Source organism: Rufibacter soli (assembly GCF_054781795.1).
The window spans coordinates 70,396-87,710 of sequence record NZ_BAAGTS010000003.1; the positions used below are offsets into that span (position 1 = coordinate 70,396).

Below are 17,315 nucleotides of genomic sequence, written 5' to 3' on the forward strand. Positions count from 1 at the left end.
GAAATCTACAGAATCAAAGGGCAACGCCTGCTTTTTCAACGCGGAAGTGTATCTTTACGCGCATGAGTAAGAAGGTACTTTTGATGATCTTAGACGGTTGGGGCCTGGGCACCGACCCTTCCGTATCGGCGATAGCCCATGCCCATACCCCTTTCATGGATTCTCTGGGCCACCAGTTCCCGCATGCGCGTTTGCAAGCCTCCGGAGAGGCCGTTGGTCTGCCCGAAGGCCAGATGGGCAACTCTGAAGTGGGTCACATGAACCTGGGCGCCGGCCGCGTCGTCTACCAGGATCTGGTCAAGATCAATGTAGCCATCCGGGAGAAGACCCTGGGCACCAATCCGGTTCTGCAAGATGCTTTCCGGTTTGCCCGGGAGAACAACAAGCCGGTGCACTTTATTGGCCTGGTCTCAGACGGCGGCGTACACTCCCACATTGAGCATTTAAAGGCCCTTTGCAGCCTGGCGCAGGAACAAAGCCTGTCTAACGTTTATGTGCACTCCTTCACTGATGGCCGCGACACCGACCCCAAAGGCGGCCTGGCCTACCTAACCGATCTGCAGCAGCACCTGAATACCACAGGCGGAAAGTTGGCCTCTATTATTGGCCGCTACTACGCCATGGACCGCGACAACCGGTGGGAGCGCGTGAAGCTGGCCTATGACCTGCTGGTGAATGGCAAAGGCCGGCCGGCCGTGAACTGGACCGAGGCCCTGCAGGAGTCTTATGACGAAGGCGTGACCGATGAATTTATCCAACCCATTGTGTGCCTGGACGAAAACGGTCAGCCTCTGGCCCACATCCAGGAAGGTGATGTAGTGATCTGCTTTAACTTCAGGACCGACCGTGGCCGCGAGATCACGCAGGCCCTCACGCAGCGCGCCTTCCCCGAACAGGACATGCACCCGTTGAGCCTGCGTTACTATACGCTCACCAACTATGATGACACGTTTGTAGGCGTGCAGCCCATCTTTGACAAAGACAACCTGGCCAACACGCTAGGCGAAGTGCTGGAGAAAGCCGGCAAAACCCAGATTAGGATTGCTGAAACCGAGAAATACCCGCACGTGACCTTCTTCTTTTCCGGGGGTCGCGAGGAACCGTTCAAAGGAGAGAAACGCCTGCTTTGCCCCTCGCCTAAGGTGGCCACCTATGACCTGCAGCCTGAGATGAGCGCCTTTGACATCAGGGACGCCATTATACCAGAAATTGAGGCTGAGACTGCCGACTTTATCTGCCTGAACTTCGCCAACCCAGACATGGTAGGCCACACCGGTGTGTTTGAGGCCGCCGTGAAAGCCGTAGAGACCGTAGACCAATGCATGGGCGCCGTAGTCACCGCCGCCCTGGCGCATGGCTACGCCTCTATCATCATTGCAGACCACGGCAACGCCGACATGATGCGCAACCCAGACGGCTCGCCTAACACCGCCCACACCACCAACCTGGTGCCGGTAATCCTGGCCGACAATGACTACAAAGGCGAATTGCAGGACGGCAAGCTAGGCGACATCGCGCCAACGGTGCTGGCCTTGCTAGGCCTGCCCGCGCCCGCAGAGATGACCGGTACCTCGCTGCTCATCCCGGCCACGGCGTAAGCCAGAAACCAGAAGGAACGGATGGAATTCCTGGGAGAAGCCGTTTCCCTAGAATTTCATCCGTTTTCGTTTTCAGCACGTTTTCCTTAAAACAGGCCCAAAACGCCGGTGGCAGTTCCCCGGCAATTTCAGGGCTTCTCATTTTTTCAGCCACCCGTCTCCATGAAGAACATTTACTTTCTTATCTGCTTATGCCTCCCCTTGGCAATGGGTAGTTGCCAGGAAGAGCCCACCGCGGCTTCCAGGGCCGCCCGGGTGAAACAGGCTTATGACATGGAAGGATTTCTGAACCAGGAGGCCAAAGCGTTGGCTCAGGCCCAGCCCAAAGTAACCAAAACGGTCTACGAAACCGGCAAGGCCAAAGACACCAAAACCCTCTCTACCCTTAAATGGGCCGATGAACTGGCCCCATTCTCTGACGCCGACCTAAACAAACCCGCCCTCATGGGCCTCTACTCCGAGGAGGTCTCCACTAACGCCGCCGGGCAAACCGTAAAGCATTACCGGGCGCAGGAAGACGCCAAAACCAACCTCCAGGAAGCCACCTACACCTTTGACCCGAAAGGCCAGCTGGTACAGGTAGACGCTCTCATCCTGCAGGAGAACCTCATGTTCAAAACCCGCAAAAAACTGCACCTGGAAGCCCGCCCCAACCAAACACCTCGCCTAAAACGCTACCGCCTGGATGAAACCCAGGAACTGATGTTCATGTCACCAGACGAGTACGGCGTTGAAGGCGTTATCCTTCCCTAGACGTTTTAAGGCCGTTTTCAGAAAACAGGCTTAAAACAGGCTAGAAGCGGTAAATAGCAAGAAAGACGAATTACACTATTCCCATTTGTCCTCCTGAAAGGACCTTGTGGACTGGGTAGAAAAGCGTTGGCTATAGGCCAATACCGTTCGCCACCGAGATCCTTTCAGGATGACAAAAGAGTTAATGTACTTTGCTGTTTGGGAGTTCTTCAATTTGCTATTCGGGAGTAGAACTCCGCAGCCGGGTACTTCCAGAATAGAACTCCGGAAGAGCAAAAGTAGAACTCCGGAAGAGCAAAACAGAGCAAAGAGTGATTAGGCGGTTAGCGAAAGAGCGGCAATCTAGGCAGAATCGTTTTGAGCCCATTTTTGGGAAAACAGGCTCAAAACAGAAAAGCACTCCCTTCGCACTATCATTCCCTCTCTAGGAGGCACCGGGCATTTTAATGTAACGCCTACTCTTTCCTTACATAAACAGGCACGCCTTCCGTCTCCTTAATAAAAGGAAAAACGGAAGGCGTGCCTGTTCAAAAACTGGAGAGAAGCTAGCTTAGCGGCTTACCAAGGAGAACAGTCTAACTTTAGTACTGCCGGGCACCAGCTTCAGGCCCTTCGGGATGTCTTTGTGCGAGTCCTGGTACTGGTGGCTTTTGTACCAGACCTGGTAGCTTTCCTCGTCTTGCCAGTGGGTGAGCAGCCAGATCTCATTGGGGTTATCCTGCGGCGACATCACTTCCATGCGCTGGAAGCCGGGGGCGCTGTCTACCAGGTGCGGCCGGTTAATGAAGGCTTCTTTTACTTCGGGGGCCACGTCATTGGCAATGGTGAAGGTACTTACGGCAATAAACATAGGTTCTTGGTTGGGAGCTTCTCAGGGAGGGGCTCGGTTATAGGGAGTGCTTTAGCGGAAGCAGAGACAAGCCACCGCTGTTATAAAGGAGCTAAAGGACCTTGTGGCAAATATACAGGCTTCTTCAGTTTAGGGCTCTTTTTGGAAAAACAGCATTAATACAGAATGGTGCGGAGTAATATGCTACTCTTAAAGGGATTCGGGTTACTTTCCTTGCAAGGTCACCAGTACGGTGCGTTTGCCGCCGTGGTTACGGTGCTCGCAGAGGTACACGCCCTGCCAGGTGCCCAGGTTGAAGCTGCCCTTGGTAATGGGAATAGTCACGGAGGCGCCTAACAGAGAAGCCTTGATGTGGGCGGGCATGTCATCAGGGCCTTCCAGAGTGTGCCGGTAGTACGGGGCGTTCTCGGGCACGGTCTTATTGAAGTGCTGCTCAAAGTCGTGGCGCACGGAGGGGTCTGCGTTCTCATTGATAGACAAACTGGCCGAGGTGTGCTGGATGAAAATATGCGCCAAGCCTATCTCTATCTCTTCCAGCTCGGGCAATTGCGCCTCTAGTAGGTCGGTGATTAAATGGAAGCCGCGGGGCACGGCCGGCAGCCTGATTGATTTCTGAAACCATTTCATAGGCAAGCGTTAATCATGTACTTCAATGGCCCCCACATCGGGCGTGGCCGCATCACGGGCCTTGTTCTCATAGTCTACCGTAATACCGGCAATAGGCGTGGCGGCTTTATTGGCCGGCGATAGTTTGATGATCTGGAAGTCCAGCTTAGGGTCATCCCTGAACTTAGGGTCTACATTGATCTGGTTGCCGTTCCCGGAGAACTCAGTTTGGTATGCCTTGGTTCTGAGGAACGAATAACGGGCGGTTCTACTAGAGCCCAAGATCATGGCCCCGAACTGCAGTTCCTCTTCCTGCCGCCCCCAGAGAATGCTGTTCACCACCTCCACCACGTATTTGGCTTCCCGCACCAACTTACTGTCTGCCTCCAGCTTTTCCTGGAATAGGAAAGAGGGCGAGGCCCTGATAAAATCATAGCTGTAGTTGGCCAGCGTGCTGTAGATAACCTCATACCGGCCGCCGCCCAGCCCGGCCAGGGCATACTCGGCACAGTTGGCAATGATGGTATTCTCCAGCCGCACGTTGCCACCATGACTCAGTACACCGTGCTGCAGCATGTTCTTCACGAACACGTTCTTCAGCGTGACTTGGGGCACGTTGTTTCCCTGCGCTTTGAGGTACACACCCGTCATGGCGTTCTTGATTTCCGCGTAACGGATCTGGTTGTTCTGGCTCCCAGAGATAAACTCCAGGCCCTGCCACTGCCCGGGGGCGTTGCGGTAACGTTCCTCCTGGCGCACCTGCTGGAACACTACCCGCTTTTCCGGCTCGCCGGTTACGTGCAGGGTGCCCATCACCTTTAATTTGGCCTTACTGTGCAGGAACACCTGTGCTCCCTTTTCAATGGTAAGAGTACAGCCCGCCGGCACCGTCACCGAGTCATAAATTACGTGCGCCTTGGCGGCGGTCCAGACCTCGGCGCAGCCCGCGGTGGCGCTCCGGTAATAGGTAGCGTTCTGGCCATAAGCCAAGAGTTTTACTTCCTGCTGGTTGCCGTTGGTGAGGAACAAAAGTGATTCATTAACCAGGAACGGGCCTTCAGCGGAGGTGGGTTTAAGCGTGGCCGTGACCAGCACCAGCAAACTATCGCCGCCCCGTAGCTCTACGTTCTGCAGCTGTGGTCCCGGCTGGCCGTTCACGATCACCTGAAACGGGGAAGCACCTAACTGCCCTACTTTTATTTCTGAGATACGGACCGCGTTTTTACTGCGGTTATAGACTTTCAGGCGTTTGGTGACGCTACTAGCCTCCGTAAAAATGGTGTCAAAGGTGACCGTGTCTGCCTCAAACTGCAGTAGGGCGCTGGCATCTGGGGTGAATTCCTCATCACGGGGCGTGCAGGCACCTGGGCCCCAACCCACCAGGCACACCAGGGCCAGGCTTTGCAGCAGGGCTTTCAAGGAGAAAAAGGGCAGGAGGCGAGGGTGTCTCAAAATGTAAAGAGGTTGCAGGTTCAATGTACGTAGCCAGCCAAATGCCGTTCTCCCAGACAGGCCAGTTTAGGGCTGTTTTCTAAAAAACGGGCTTAAAACGCTTTAAACAAAAAAGCGCAGCCCGTGGGCTGCGCTTTTCTATATAATAAGAACTTAGGCTTGGGCACCTTCTTTCAGGCGCTCGGCGTTTTCGGCAATACGAAGCTGCTCTACAAACTCGTCAATGTTACCGTCAATCACGCTGGGCAGGTTGTATACAGTCAAGCCAATGCGGTGATCGGTCACGCGGCCCTGCGGGTAGTTGTAGGTTCTGATCTTGTCTGAACGGTCGCCGCCGCCCACCATGCTCTTCCGCTGGGCGCCTTCGGCTTCGTTTTTCTTGGCCAATTCCTGCTCGTAGATACGGGAACGCAACACGGCCAGGGCCTTGTCAAAGTTCTTCATCTGTGATTTCTGGTCCTGGCACTGGGCCACCAAACCAGTAGGTAAGTGGGTCAGGCGCACAGCCGAGTAGGTCGTGTTCACCGACTGGCCACCTGGTCCTGAGGAGCAGAACAAGTCCTTACGGATATCGTTCATGTTCAGCTCAATGTCCAGTTCCTCCACTTCTGGCAATACTACTACAGAAGCTACCGAGGTGTGGATACGGCCAGCGGTCTCAGTGGCGGGAACGCGTTGTACGCGGTGCACGCCAGACTCAAACTTGAGCTTGCCGTACACGTCTTCGCCCTTGATGCCCACAATTACTTCTTTGTAGCCCCCGGCGGTGCCTTCCATCACGTCAATGACCTCAATTTTCCAGCCCTGCTTTTCAGCAAAACGGCTGTACATACGGTACAGGTCACCGGCAAACAAAGAGGCTTCATCGCCCCCGGCACCGGCCCTGATCTCCATGATAATGTCTTTGCTGTCATCCGGGTCTTTGGGGATGAGCATCTCCTTGATACGCTCCTCCATCTCCTCGCGCTGCGGCAACAGCTCGTCCAGCTCTTCTTTGGCCATCTCCCTGAAATCTTCGTCTTTCTCAGTAGAGATCACCTCTTTGGTATGATCAATGTTACTCAGTAACAGCTTATACCGCTCGTATTCGGCCACAATCTTCTCCAGGTCCTTAAACTCCTTGTTCAAAGACTTATATCGCTTGAGGTCGCTAACTACATCGGGCTGAATGAGTTGTTCGTTTACCTCTTCAAACCGCCGTTTAATTGCTTCCAGTTTATCTAACATCTTCTCCTTTACTTAATTCAGGCCGCAAAGATACGAAATTTCCGGCGGATGTAGGTGCTCCTGTTTTAGGCCTCTTTTTCTGAAAACGGGCCTAAAACGCCGCCTTCACCTGAAGAGTCGCCTCGGCGCGTCCCGCCTGCCCTTTGGCTGTAACGCCTTCCAGAAGGACGCGGTAAAAGGTTTTGGCATCGGCGGCGAAAAAAGAAAAGCTGGCCTGGCCGCTGGCATCTGTGGTGACGGTAGGGCTCCAGAAAATGGTAGTGCGCAGGTCTGGCATTTCCAGAGTAGTGGGCTTATCATAGCGGGGCATGTAAAAAGCGCGGGCCTGCTGGATCCGCACCCCTTGGTAGGCGGCAATCCCTTTCCAGCGGGTGTCTACGTTGGTTACTGACGCTCCTTTCTTAAGGGTGACAGCGATTACCCCGTTTCCGCCCTGCAGCCCATAGATGGCGGCAGAGGGGCCCGGCTTCAAAATATCTACCCGTTCAATCTCACTCATTGAAATGGATCGCACGTAGTCAACATCCAGGGGCATGCCGTCTACCAAAAACAAGGGTTCACCGGCACCCCGCATGGAGACCGTGCCGCCGCTTACCTGCAGCCCGGCCACCCGGCCCTGCAAGTTGGAAATCAAATCCATAGACGGGGGAAGGTCTGTTCCTTTGAAAGTTTTGTCTGCCTGGTTATGGAGACCGCTGCGCGACCAATCTTCCTCTTCCCTGTCCTTTCTGCCCCTAATGTTCACGGTGTTCAGCAAGATGCTTTTCCCGGCCAGTTGGTCTAGTTTGAGCTGCTCGCGGTTGCCTTGCAGGTACTCCCACAGGGCCGGGGAATACGGCGCCGGGGCTTGGGCGTAGGGTACCTGGGGCTTTACCAGCGTGAGGGGCAGGCCCTTCTCCAGCACCACCTCCAGGCTGCTTTTGCCTTTGGGGCTTCTGGCCTGCACCACCACCCGTGAACTGTCACTGATATCCTTGATCCCGAACATGAATTTGCCGTTGGCGTCTGTGGCGGTGGTTTGCATGTTACCCAGGTTTCTAAGGTCATAGAGCGTCACGGCCGCATTGGGTTCGGGCTTGCCCGATAGTTTGAGCACTTTACCGGTTACGGCCACAGCCTGCTCCAGCGGGAAAGGCAAGATTGGCGTTTTCTCCTGCAGAATATCTTGCCAGAGGAACCGGCGCCAGCCCTGGGTGAGCATGAGGTTATCCAGGGCCAGGCCTGCCTCTGGGTGCCGGGAGGAAAAATAATAACCGGGCTGTTCTATATGGCCTCTTAGATCTGAAGTAAGCAGCAGGTGGGTAAGGATGGTGGGGCCGTCTGTTTCCTGTTCCACTTTTTGGGCATCTGTGACGGCCACCGAGAAATGACCAGCCACCGGCTTACCGGAATAGTCCAGGGCCTTCAAGTGCATGGTTACTTTCTCGCGGGGTTTGTAGACGGGCTTCTCAAGCGTGAGGGAAAGGTGCAGGTTCATGGCCCGGTCCACAAATACCAGGCGCTCGGCCAGGGGCTCACCGGTGTCTGAAAACATAGTGATTTGGCACACGCCCGTGGGAAGGGTGGAAAACGGCACCTCCATCACAAATACGTCTTTGTTCATAGAGGCCTGGCCGGTAAAGTAGATTTTGCCCCTGGTCTGACCGATCACGTACACTGCTTTAGGCCGGCCCACCCCGTCTGCGTACCCGGTCAGGAACCCTCTTACACTTATATTGCCTTCTTTTAAGGGGTTAACGGCCATGGTAAGGCCCCGCTCTTTCACGGCGGGCAACTGATAGGTAAACTCCGTGCCCTGGGCGTTTTTCAGGCGGGCCTGGTACTTTTTACCTAGCAGGGGCTTAAGGCCAAACCGGCCCATCCCAAACGCAAGGGTCTTAAAATCGGCAACTTTCTGGCCGTCCTGGTCAAAAACGCTGCCTTGGGCTTCTTTGCCCAGACCGTTGGCATCTACCACTTTCAAGCCCACCATACTCCAGGCATTGGCCACCAAGTCGCCACCTTCAGGGAAGAACTGCACGTCTGGGGTATCAATGCCCTGCGGCACCAGGAAGTTACGGTGGTACTGCTGCTTGCCTTCCTGAATGGTCACTTCCAGCCGGGCGTTCTCCCGCGCCGCGCCGTCTGGCAGGAAAAACCGAAACTCGGCCTTGCCGCCCAGATTGGTCATGCCTTTCTTCTTGCCAGAGGTTTTCCGGCCCAGGCGGGTTTGGAAGGTAAACGGAGTCTGCGGAATCACCTCCTCGCGGTGGTTTTTGAGCGACAGCCGCACCCGCACGGAGTCTCCCGCGCCGTGGCGCTGCAGGTCAAAGGCCACGGTGGGCACCACGTCCTCTACCCGAGGGTTGTAGATGTTCACATTCTGGTGGAAGAAATACCCTTCGTCAAAATTCTGCATCCAGCTGGTATAGGCCCGCAACCGGTACAAGCCCTGTGAGATGGTATCTGACAACGCGAAGTCTCCCTTGCCCATGCCTTCCTGCACGTCTACCGCCACCCGGCTGTAGACAGAGTCTTCCTGGTTGATGAGTTCTACGTACAGCACCTTGCTCAAAGGGCTGGGCACGTGCTGTTCTGCCTCCACCACATAGGCCTTAAACCAAATGTCTTCGCCGGCGGCGTAGAAAGGCTTGTCCAGGTGCAGGTACACCTTCTCCTGCGGATAGTTGTGGGTGTAGGTTGTCAGCCGAGCTGCCAGCTTTTGCAGCAGTCCACTGTCTTGCCAGGCAAAAGGCACAAACGAAGAAGCCGCTGCCAGCACTACGGCCAGCAAAAGAAGCAGAAAAGGCGTTTTTCTCTGGAAGTACATTGGAAAGAAAGCAGGGCGTGTTATGGATTCAGCGGGGAGAGGTGGAAGCCGGAGCCAAGCGTGAGTCACCGTATCTGCGGAGAAGGGCTGTTTTCTGTTTTGGGGCCGTTTTTTGTAAAACACCCTCAAAACAGAAAACAGGCCTTTGCTGACAGTACCGCTATTTCACTTGCATAGAAGCCGTGGCCTGGCCCAGTTGTCCTTTGGGCGTGAACCCTTCCACTACCGCCCGGTAGGTGGTTTTGGCATCGGCGGCGAAGAAGGAGAGCGTGGCTTTGCCTTCAGCATTGGTTTTCACGGTAGGGTTCCAGAAGATAGTGGTACGCCAGTCTGGGGTGTAGACCTCTGAGGGCTTGTCATAGCGCGGCATGTAAAACTGGCGTACAGTCTGGTAGCGCGGGCCATTGTACAGGGCTACGCCTTGCCAACGCGAATCTAGCTTCTTGGTATAGGTGCCCGGCGTTTTCATGATCACCGAGATCACCCCATTCATGCCATCTGACCCATAGATAGCCGACGGCGCCCCGGGCATTAGCACGTCTACCCGGTTCACCTCGGTGGGGTCCAGGGCCTGCACCATTCCCATATCGGCGCGTACGCCGTCAATCAAGTACATGGGCTCTGTGGAGCCACCGGTGCTGGCCCCGCCTTCGCCGCCAAAATCAAAGGCTTGAGAAGTAGAGCCGCGCAACACCAACTGCCCGCCTACAAAAGCCACTCCCGGCGTTCTACCCGGCAAACTGGTAATGATATCTGAGCCCGGCGGAAACCGGTCTGAGCCTACTGAATAGCTTACATCACCGCGGCTATGGAGCGTGGTGCGGTCGGCTAGGCTTCGGTTGGCGTCTGGGTCGCGGCGGCCCCTAATGGTCACGGCGTCCAGGAGAATGCCTTTGCCCATTGATTGGTCTACCTTCTGCTGCTCGCGGTTCATGCGCAGGTACGCCCACTGCGGGTCTGATAAAGTGACCGGGGCGGGCGCGAAGGGCACCTGCGGGAATACTTGTGCGGGCTCCGGCTTTTCTATGTTCACCAGCAACTGGCTTTTCTCTTTCTGGTTACGGCCCTGCAGCACCACCCTTGAGGAATCTGTGAGCGGCGGCAGCGCAATGGAGAACTTGCCCTGGGCATCTGTCTGGGTAAACAGGGCGTTCCTAAAGGTATTCACGTCAAACAATGTCACCACCGCATTAGGCTCTGGTTTCTTATTATAGCGGGTCACCACACCACTCACTGACAACCCCTGCTCCAGCGGGAAGGTCATGGTGGGGTATTTGTCCTGCAGAATCTCTTTCCAGACAAAGCGGCGCCAGCCCTGGGTAAGCATAAGGTTATCTAAGGCTTGCAGCACCTCTGGTTGGGTAGAGGAGAAGTAATAGCCGGGGCTTTCTATATGGCCCTGCAAGTCTGAGGACAGTTGCAGGTAAGACACCAGATTGGCCGCATGCGGGTTAGGGGACACGGAGTGGGCATCAGTGACACCTAAAGAGAAATTACCGGCCACCGGGTTGCCCGCGGCGTCTTTCACCTGCAGCTGCAGCGTTACTTTCTCGCGGGGTTTGTAGGTGGGTTTATCTGAGGTTAGGGAGACTTGCAACTGTTGGTTCTGATTTACAAAAAGCAGGCGCTCAGACAAGGGCTCGCCAGCCTGGTTGAAGAGCGTGATCTGAGAGATACCGGTGGGGAACTTCTCCCTGGGAATGTCTACCTGAAAAACGTCTCGGCCGGTGGCGCTGGTGGCCCCAAAGAATACCGCTCCTCTTGATTGGGCCACCACGTGCAGTCCCGTAGGTTTCCCTGCGCCGTCTGCATAGCCCACGGTATAGCATTTCACCCGCACCAACTCTGGCTTGGAATTGTCTACGGTCATCACCACCCCCTTCTCCTGGGCCTGCGGCAAGGGGTACAGGGTCTCTACGCCATTGGCGGCCTTGAGGCGGGCCTCATACTGCTTGCCTTTCTCGGGCAAGAAACCCAGGCGGCCCATACCAAATTTGAGGCTGGCGAAATCTGTGACTTTGGTACCGGCCTGGTCATAAATAGCGCCCTGCACGTCTTTGCCCAAGCCCTGCGCGTCTATGGCCTTAAACCCGATGTTGTTCCAGAAACCGCTTATCAAGGCTCCGCCCTCGGGGAAGAACTGCACATCTAGTTTATTGGTGGGCAAGGGCACTAACATGCTTTTAAGCACTGGGGTTTTGCCCGCCGCCGTGGTAAGGGCCAGTTCTAGTTGAGCGTGCTGCCGGGTGTCACCGTCTGGCAGAAAGAAGGTGGCTTTAGTTTTTCCGGCGGCATTGGTGGTGAGTTTGCGGGGCCCTGATTTTTTACTGCCTTGCTTGACCACGTAAGAAACCGGCAATTGCCCGGCAGGCTCAGATTTATGGTTTACAAACTCCAGCTGCACTGTCACGGAGTCTCCTTTGCCGGCGCGCTTGAAAGAGAAATTGGCTGCCGGTACCAGGTCGCTTTCCCGGGAGTTCCAGACCTGCACATTCTGGTGGAAGAAATAGGTTTCCGGGAAGTTCTGCATCCAGCTGGTGTAAGCCCGCAGCCGGTAAAGCCCCTCGGGGATATCTTCAGGCAAGGTGAAATCACCAGCCCCTTTGCCTTCCTGCATGTTCAGGACCACCCGCTGGAAGATGGAATCCTGGGGGTTAATCAATTCCACGTATAGCACCTTGCTTAAGGGGCTAGGCGCATGGTCTGAACTGTTAACCAGGTAGGCACTAAACCAGATGTCTTCGCCGGCGGCGTAGTAGGGTTTGTCTAGGTGCAGGTAGGCTTTCTCTTGCGGGTAATTGCTCTCAAAATGGGCAACTTTGGCAATCAGGCGCTTAAGGGTATCTGCTTCCTGCCACGCCTTGGGGCCAAAGGCACTAATGGCCAATAACAGCAGGAAAGCGGCGCCGTAACTTAATTTCACGCGAAGGGACATGGGTGTAGCAGGGGATAAAAGAATTGGACAGCACTTGGGTGTTTAAATGTAATTAAAACTTTGAAGAATTGTGCTGCCAGTCCAGACCAAATTAACGGGCCCTGTGTAACCTATTTTTTACCTGCTGTACCTACTTATGAGTTAAATATCGTTTTGAGCCTATATTTCTGAAAACAGGCCTAAAACAGTTTTAGAAATTTTTCTGTGCCCCTACCAGATTACGCCCAAAGCCTCTGCAGAAACGCCAGCGCATTGCGGTAACTGATTGCGCCCACTGCCTCTGCCGGGTACTGTTGCAGGAGTTCCTGAAGGATTTCTTGGTACCGGGTGGCGTTGCGGTGCTCTGGATGGAAATTGGATTCCCCTCCCTCCATGATGCCAGACTCCTGAAAGAAATCTGCCCCAAAGCAGATAGCCTTGGGCGCATGCTCCAACCCGTACTTTATGTGCTCCAGCAAAACCGCAGGCTGCGTGGGATGCACAAACTTTTTAAGGAAGTTCATACCAATCAGGCCTTCGCGGCGCACTACTTCCTGCACCAGTTCTGCGGGCAGATTACGGGCATTGTCATAGACCGCCCGGAAGTTGGAGTGACTGGCGATGACGGGAATATGGAGGTTGTGCTGGTCAATGAAGGTCAGGATATCAAACGCGGCGGCGTCTGAGGTATGGGCCAGGTCAATGGCAATCCGCCTCCCACTAAGATACCGTAGAAGTTCCTTACCGTCTGGTTTGAGGCCCACGCCCGGGGTAAAGTTGCCCCCTGAGAAACGGTTTTCGTCTACGTGCGTGAGGCTGATATAGAGCAGCGGCCCGGCCAGCGCTATGAGTTGCTCCAGCCGGGTGAAGGCCAGTTCCAGCGGTTCATTTTCTTCCACCAAGCCAGAGGCGTTTTCAATGGCTGCTACCACCGCCACCCGGTTTCCGTGCATCATCTGCGCTTCTAATCCCTTTGGCTGTACCAGGGCAAATACCTCTCCATTGCCTAGGAGTGTCTCTTTGAACAATTGAGCCTGCTTTAAGGTGAAGGCGGCACTGCCGGGCTCGGTGGGCGTAAAGAAGGCCATGGTCTGCAGCCGTACCCGCCCCGCCTGCAAATGCGGAATAGCGCAGCCAATCAGGTCCACGTCCATGGGGGTGCCCCTGGGTATCCAGGCCAGGTAGCCGGTGAGGTCGCAGTGCAGGTCTATGACGGGGAGGCTCATGTTAATTGAAGGATTGAATGATTGAGAGATTGAATGAATGAAGAGAGTAAGACTGCAGTTTGGGGTAGTTTACGAAGAAGTAGGATGCCCCTCACCACAAAGCCGGATTTTTTGCCGAATTTTGCAGAAACAATACAAAACGCGCTGCCCTTTCGGCGCAAACCTTGGCTATGGCAACACTTCCTTCTATCATACTGCACGCAGGCAAAGAAACTTCCCTCCAACGCTTCCACCCCTGGGTTTTTTCAGGGGCTATCAAAAAGATAGAGGAAGGCATTCAGGAGGGCGACATCGTGGCCGTGTACACCAACCGCCGCGAGTTCCTGGGCATTGGCCACTACCAGCCGGGTTCTATTGCCGTGCGTATTTTCTCTTTTGAGGAAGTGGAGCCAGACTACGCCTTCTGGAAGAGCCGCGTGCAGCGCGCCGTGGACTACCGCCGCGAGCAAGGCTTCCTGGATACCCCAGACACTGATGTTTACCGCCTTATCTTCGCCGAAGGCGATAGCCTACCCGGCCTTATTGTAGACGTGTACGGCAACACCGCCGTGCTGCAGGCGCACAATGTGGGCATGTTCCACGTGCGTCAGCAGATCGCGCAGGCGCTCGTAGAAGTGTATGACGGCAAATTAACGGCCGTGTACGACAAAAGCGCCGAGACCCTTCCGGGCAAAGGCACCGAACACGGCCAAAACGGATACTTGATTGGCGAGACGCCCGTGCCACACGTGGTCACTGAGAACGGCAACAAGTTCCTGGTGGACTGGGTAACGGGGCAGAAAACCGGCTTCTTCATTGACCAGCGGGAGAACCGCGAGCTTTTGGCGCATTACTCCAAAGGCAAAACCGTGCTCAACACCTTCTGCTACACCGGCGGCTTCTCCATCTACGCTTTGAATGCCGGTGCCGAAACCGTGCACTCCGTAGACGTTTCCAAAAAAGCCATCGTGCTCACCGAGCAAAACGCCGAACTGAACAACGGACAGGACCGCCACGAGGCCTTCGCCCTGGACACCTTTGATTTCCTGAAAGGCCGCGAAAACTTCTATGACGTGATTGTGCTGGACCCACCAGCCTTTGCCAAAAGCCAGAAAGTACGCCATAACGCGCTCATGGGCTACAAACGCCTCAACGCCGATGCGATTGCCAAGATCAAACCCGGCGGCATTATCTTCACCTTCTCCTGCTCAGGCGTGGTAGACAAATACCTGTTCCAGAGCACTGTCATGGCCGCCGCTATTGAAGCCGGCCGTAACGTCAAAGTCATGCACCACCTCTCCCAACCCGCAGACCACCCCATCAGTATCTTCCACCCGGAGGGAGAGTATTTGAAGGGGTTGGTGTTGTATGTGGAGTAGGCGCTTCGCTTGGTAGCAAGTAGTGCGTAGCACGTAGCAAGACTTATAATAATTGATAGAAAACAGAAATCCCGGCAATTTGTGAATTGCCGGGATTTCTGTTTTGGGCCTAACATTCGCCTGTAAGAAAACAACTTGTTTAATTTGTCATGATAATGTAGGGGCAATCCCTTGTGGTTGCCCTTCACGTTTGCTACCGTATTTGGGTAACCACAAGGGATTGCCCTACTTCTGCACGAAATTCCTCTTCTGACAAAAGTCGCTTCTTCAAAGCGAGGGTAGTTGCAAACTACCCGTCATCCGTAGGCACGAGTTGCAAACTCGCGCCAGGTGTGGGAGTAAGAAATAGATTGTGGGCTATTCCCGTTTTGGGCCGGTTTTCTGAAAATCAGGCCCAAAATGAAAAGCATGAATATGCTACATGCTACTTGCTACTACTTCCCCAACGTAAACAGCCCTTCCACATTCTCTCCTTTCAAGGCCTCATCTAAACTCATTCTAATCCTCCATTCTTTGGGGTAGTGGTTGTTGACGCGGTTCTGGAGTTTTTTGCCCCAGCCTAAGGCCACGCCGTGGAATTGAACCAATACCCAGCCATTGGCCGAGTCTTCCAGCACCACATCTTCGCGGTGGAGGTATTTGAGGGCCGTGGCTTGGTCTACTTCAGCGTGTGGGAAAGCGTCTGGATTTAAGTGCTGGGAAAGGGCAAGGGCGGGTAGAGGTTTGGCGTTGTTTTTCATGACCTCGGCTAGTTCAATGCCGCCGTAGACTACGCGTAGGTTCTCATAAAGCTGTTCCAGTTCCAGCATCCAGGCCTTGGGCAAGGCCCGCAGAATTTCTTTGTGCTTTACCAGTTCCCAGGCTTCAGATTCTTTCAGCCAATTCTGCACCAGGGTTTTCTCTTGCTTGGAGGCCAGTACCAGGAAGGGGCGTTTGCTTTTCTTGAAGGCACGCGCTTCCTGGCCGCCGGTTTTGCGCACGGCGGCCAGGAAGAAGCCTTCGCCCTGGGTGCGGTGCGGGTAGAAGCGGTACCCGTGCATGCCTTCCAGTTGGGTTTCGGTCACGCCCCACTCGGGTTGGAGTTGTAGTTGGATAGGCTCGGCTTCCTGCTGACGGGCCAGCCAGGCCAGGTTTTCCTCGTTTTCTTCCAGGTTATAGGTACAGGTGCTGTAGATGAGTACACCGCCGGGTTTGAGCGCGTCCCAGACATCCATTAAGATACGGCGCTGGCGTTCGCAGCAGAGTTTCACGTTGGCCTCAGACCACTCATTCATGGCATCTGGGTCTTTCCGGAACATGCCTTCGCCCGAGCAGGGCGCGTCTACCACCATCACGTCAAAGAAGCCGGCCAGTTGCCCCAGGTGGCTGGGGTCGTTGTTGGTGACCACTACGTTGCCGCTGCCCCATTTCTGGATATTCTCGGCCAGGATATTGGCTCGGGCCTTGATCACCTCATTAGCTACCAGCAGGCTTTCCTCAGAGATCAAGGAGGCGATGTGGGTAGATTTTCCGCCGGGCGCGCCACACAGGTCCAATACCGCCAGCGGCTCATTTAAATCTACGCTTTGGCGCAGGGCCTGCTCCAGAAACATAGAGCTGGCCTCCTGCACGTAATAGGCGCCGCCGTGCAGGAGCGGGTCCAAGGTGAAGCTGGGGCGGGTGGGTAGGTAGAAGCCGGTCTGGGTCCAAGGTACGGGCACCAAACCGGTGGGAAAAGGAAGTTTGGCCTGGTTTACCCGCACGCTAATGGGTGAGGCCTGGCTTAGCGCCTGGGCGAAGTCTGGGTACGCATCGCCTAACTGGGTTTGCATGCGGGTCTCAAAGGAAGCCGGAAGGGTCACGCTCATAGATAGAAAGCCAGGTAAAAGGAAAGGCCGCCACAAAGATACCATTTCTGTTTTAGGCCTGTTTTTCTAAAAACGGCCTTAAAACAGAAATCACTCGCTTCCAGCGGGCTCAATCCAGAGTTTGCGGGCCGTGGCTTGCGCCGAGAACCCTGCCCCTTGCCTGAAACGGCCCCTAAACAGGATAGAAACGTATTGGCCCATGGCCAGTTCACTGAGGTTGCGGCTTTTGCCGTCTGGCCCAATTACCTGGGTGATAGGCGTCACCAACACCACCGCCCGGCTGAACTGCGAGTTCTGGTCCAGGGTTCCTTCCACCAAAATAACCATCTGCCCCTGGCTGTATTCCCGTTGCGTGATGTAGCCCCGTATGTCTACCCGCTTGGGAGAAATCCTCGGGATAGGAGCTTCGGTGGAATCTGATGTCTTAACAGAGTTTTCGGCCGTGGCTGGCCCAGCTGGGGGAGCGGTCTGGCAACCAACCAGCCAGAGGGGCAGGAGGCCAGACAAAATATAAAACAAGGCTATTTTAGGCATCTTCATGGGCGTATAAAGTAAGGCTATAATCCTAAAAACGAGAACAATACCGGCATGGCCGAAAATTTATCTGGGCAAACTCTATTTTTAGGTTATTTTTGAAAAAACGGGCTTAAAACGGAGTGTTTCCCCAAGAGAAGT

At 54.8% G+C, this 17,315-nt stretch carries 12 protein-coding genes; 3 read left to right on the forward strand and 9 right to left on the reverse strand.

Annotated elements, in window-relative coordinates; genetic code table 11:
- Positions 1–62 precede the first annotated feature (62 nt).
- Positions 63–1,598, forward strand: a complete 1,536-nt coding sequence (gene gpmI, locus ACYVJQ_RS13725) for a 2,3-bisphosphoglycerate-independent phosphoglycerate mutase (protein ID WP_460893672.1) — start codon at positions 63–65, stop codon at positions 1,596–1,598.
- A 162-nt stretch (positions 1,599–1,760) separates the two neighbouring features.
- Complete coding sequence (locus ACYVJQ_RS13730; RefSeq protein ID WP_460893673.1) at positions 1,761–2,351, forward strand: hypothetical protein; 591 nt, start codon at positions 1,761–1,763, stop codon at positions 2,349–2,351.
- 550 nt (positions 2,352–2,901) lie between these two features.
- On the opposite strand, the gene ACYVJQ_RS13735 is transcribed toward ACYVJQ_RS13730, so the two are convergent.
- The 7 genes from ACYVJQ_RS13735 to ACYVJQ_RS13765 form a co-directional block, all read right to left on the reverse strand.
- Positions 2,902–3,201 carry an antibiotic biosynthesis monooxygenase family protein gene (locus tag ACYVJQ_RS13735; RefSeq protein WP_460893674.1) on the reverse strand — a complete coding sequence of 100 codons (300 nt, stop codon included), beginning with the start codon at positions 3,199–3,201 and terminating at the stop codon, positions 2,902–2,904.
- A 204-nt stretch (positions 3,202–3,405) separates the two neighbouring features.
- The gene (locus tag ACYVJQ_RS13740) at positions 3,406–3,828 is read right to left on the reverse strand and encodes a secondary thiamine-phosphate synthase enzyme YjbQ (RefSeq protein WP_460893675.1); all 423 of its coding nucleotides are present in this window, start codon (positions 3,826–3,828) and stop codon (positions 3,406–3,408) included.
- A 9-nt stretch (positions 3,829–3,837) separates the two neighbouring features.
- On the reverse strand, positions 3,838–5,259 hold the full coding sequence (locus ACYVJQ_RS13745; RefSeq protein WP_460893676.1) for a hypothetical protein: 1,422 nt from the start codon (positions 5,257–5,259) through the stop codon (positions 3,838–3,840).
- A gap of 153 nt (positions 5,260–5,412) precedes the next feature.
- Positions 5,413–6,486 (reverse strand): peptide chain release factor 1, encoded by a 1,074-nt coding sequence (gene prfA / locus ACYVJQ_RS13750; protein ID WP_460893677.1) that lies wholly within the window; start codon positions 6,484–6,486, stop codon positions 5,413–5,415.
- A gap of 91 nt (positions 6,487–6,577) precedes the next feature.
- On the reverse strand, positions 6,578–9,295 hold the full coding sequence (locus ACYVJQ_RS13755; protein WP_460893678.1) for a carboxypeptidase-like regulatory domain-containing protein: 2,718 nt from the start codon (positions 9,293–9,295) through the stop codon (positions 6,578–6,580).
- 160 nt (positions 9,296–9,455) lie between these two features.
- Positions 9,456–12,230: a TonB-dependent receptor plug domain-containing protein gene (locus ACYVJQ_RS13760; protein ID WP_460893679.1), complete on the reverse strand. Its 2,775-nt coding sequence runs from the start codon at positions 12,228–12,230 to the stop codon at positions 9,456–9,458.
- Between the two features lie 218 nt (positions 12,231–12,448).
- Entirely contained in the window at positions 12,449–13,435 is a 987-nt protein-coding gene (locus ACYVJQ_RS13765) for a dipeptidase (protein WP_460893680.1), read from the reverse strand.
- A 170-nt stretch (positions 13,436–13,605) separates the two neighbouring features.
- Here ACYVJQ_RS13765 and ACYVJQ_RS13770 point away from each other — a divergent pair, with 170 nt between their 5' ends.
- A complete protein-coding gene (locus ACYVJQ_RS13770) occupies positions 13,606–14,793 on the forward strand; it encodes a class I SAM-dependent rRNA methyltransferase (RefSeq protein WP_460893681.1) in 1,188 nt (395 codons plus the stop codon).
- 434 nt (positions 14,794–15,227) lie between these two features.
- On the opposite strand, the gene ACYVJQ_RS13775 is transcribed toward ACYVJQ_RS13770, so the two are convergent.
- Positions 15,228–16,640, reverse strand: coding sequence for a methyltransferase RsmF C-terminal domain-like protein (locus ACYVJQ_RS13775; protein ID WP_460893682.1), 1,413 nt, complete (start codon positions 16,638–16,640; stop codon positions 15,228–15,230).
- Between the two features lie 90 nt (positions 16,641–16,730).
- Positions 16,731–17,180 carry a hypothetical protein gene (locus tag ACYVJQ_RS13780; RefSeq protein ID WP_460893683.1) on the reverse strand — a complete coding sequence of 150 codons (450 nt, stop codon included), beginning with the start codon at positions 17,178–17,180 and terminating at the stop codon, positions 16,731–16,733.
- Between the last annotated feature and the right edge of the window lie 135 nt (positions 17,181–17,315).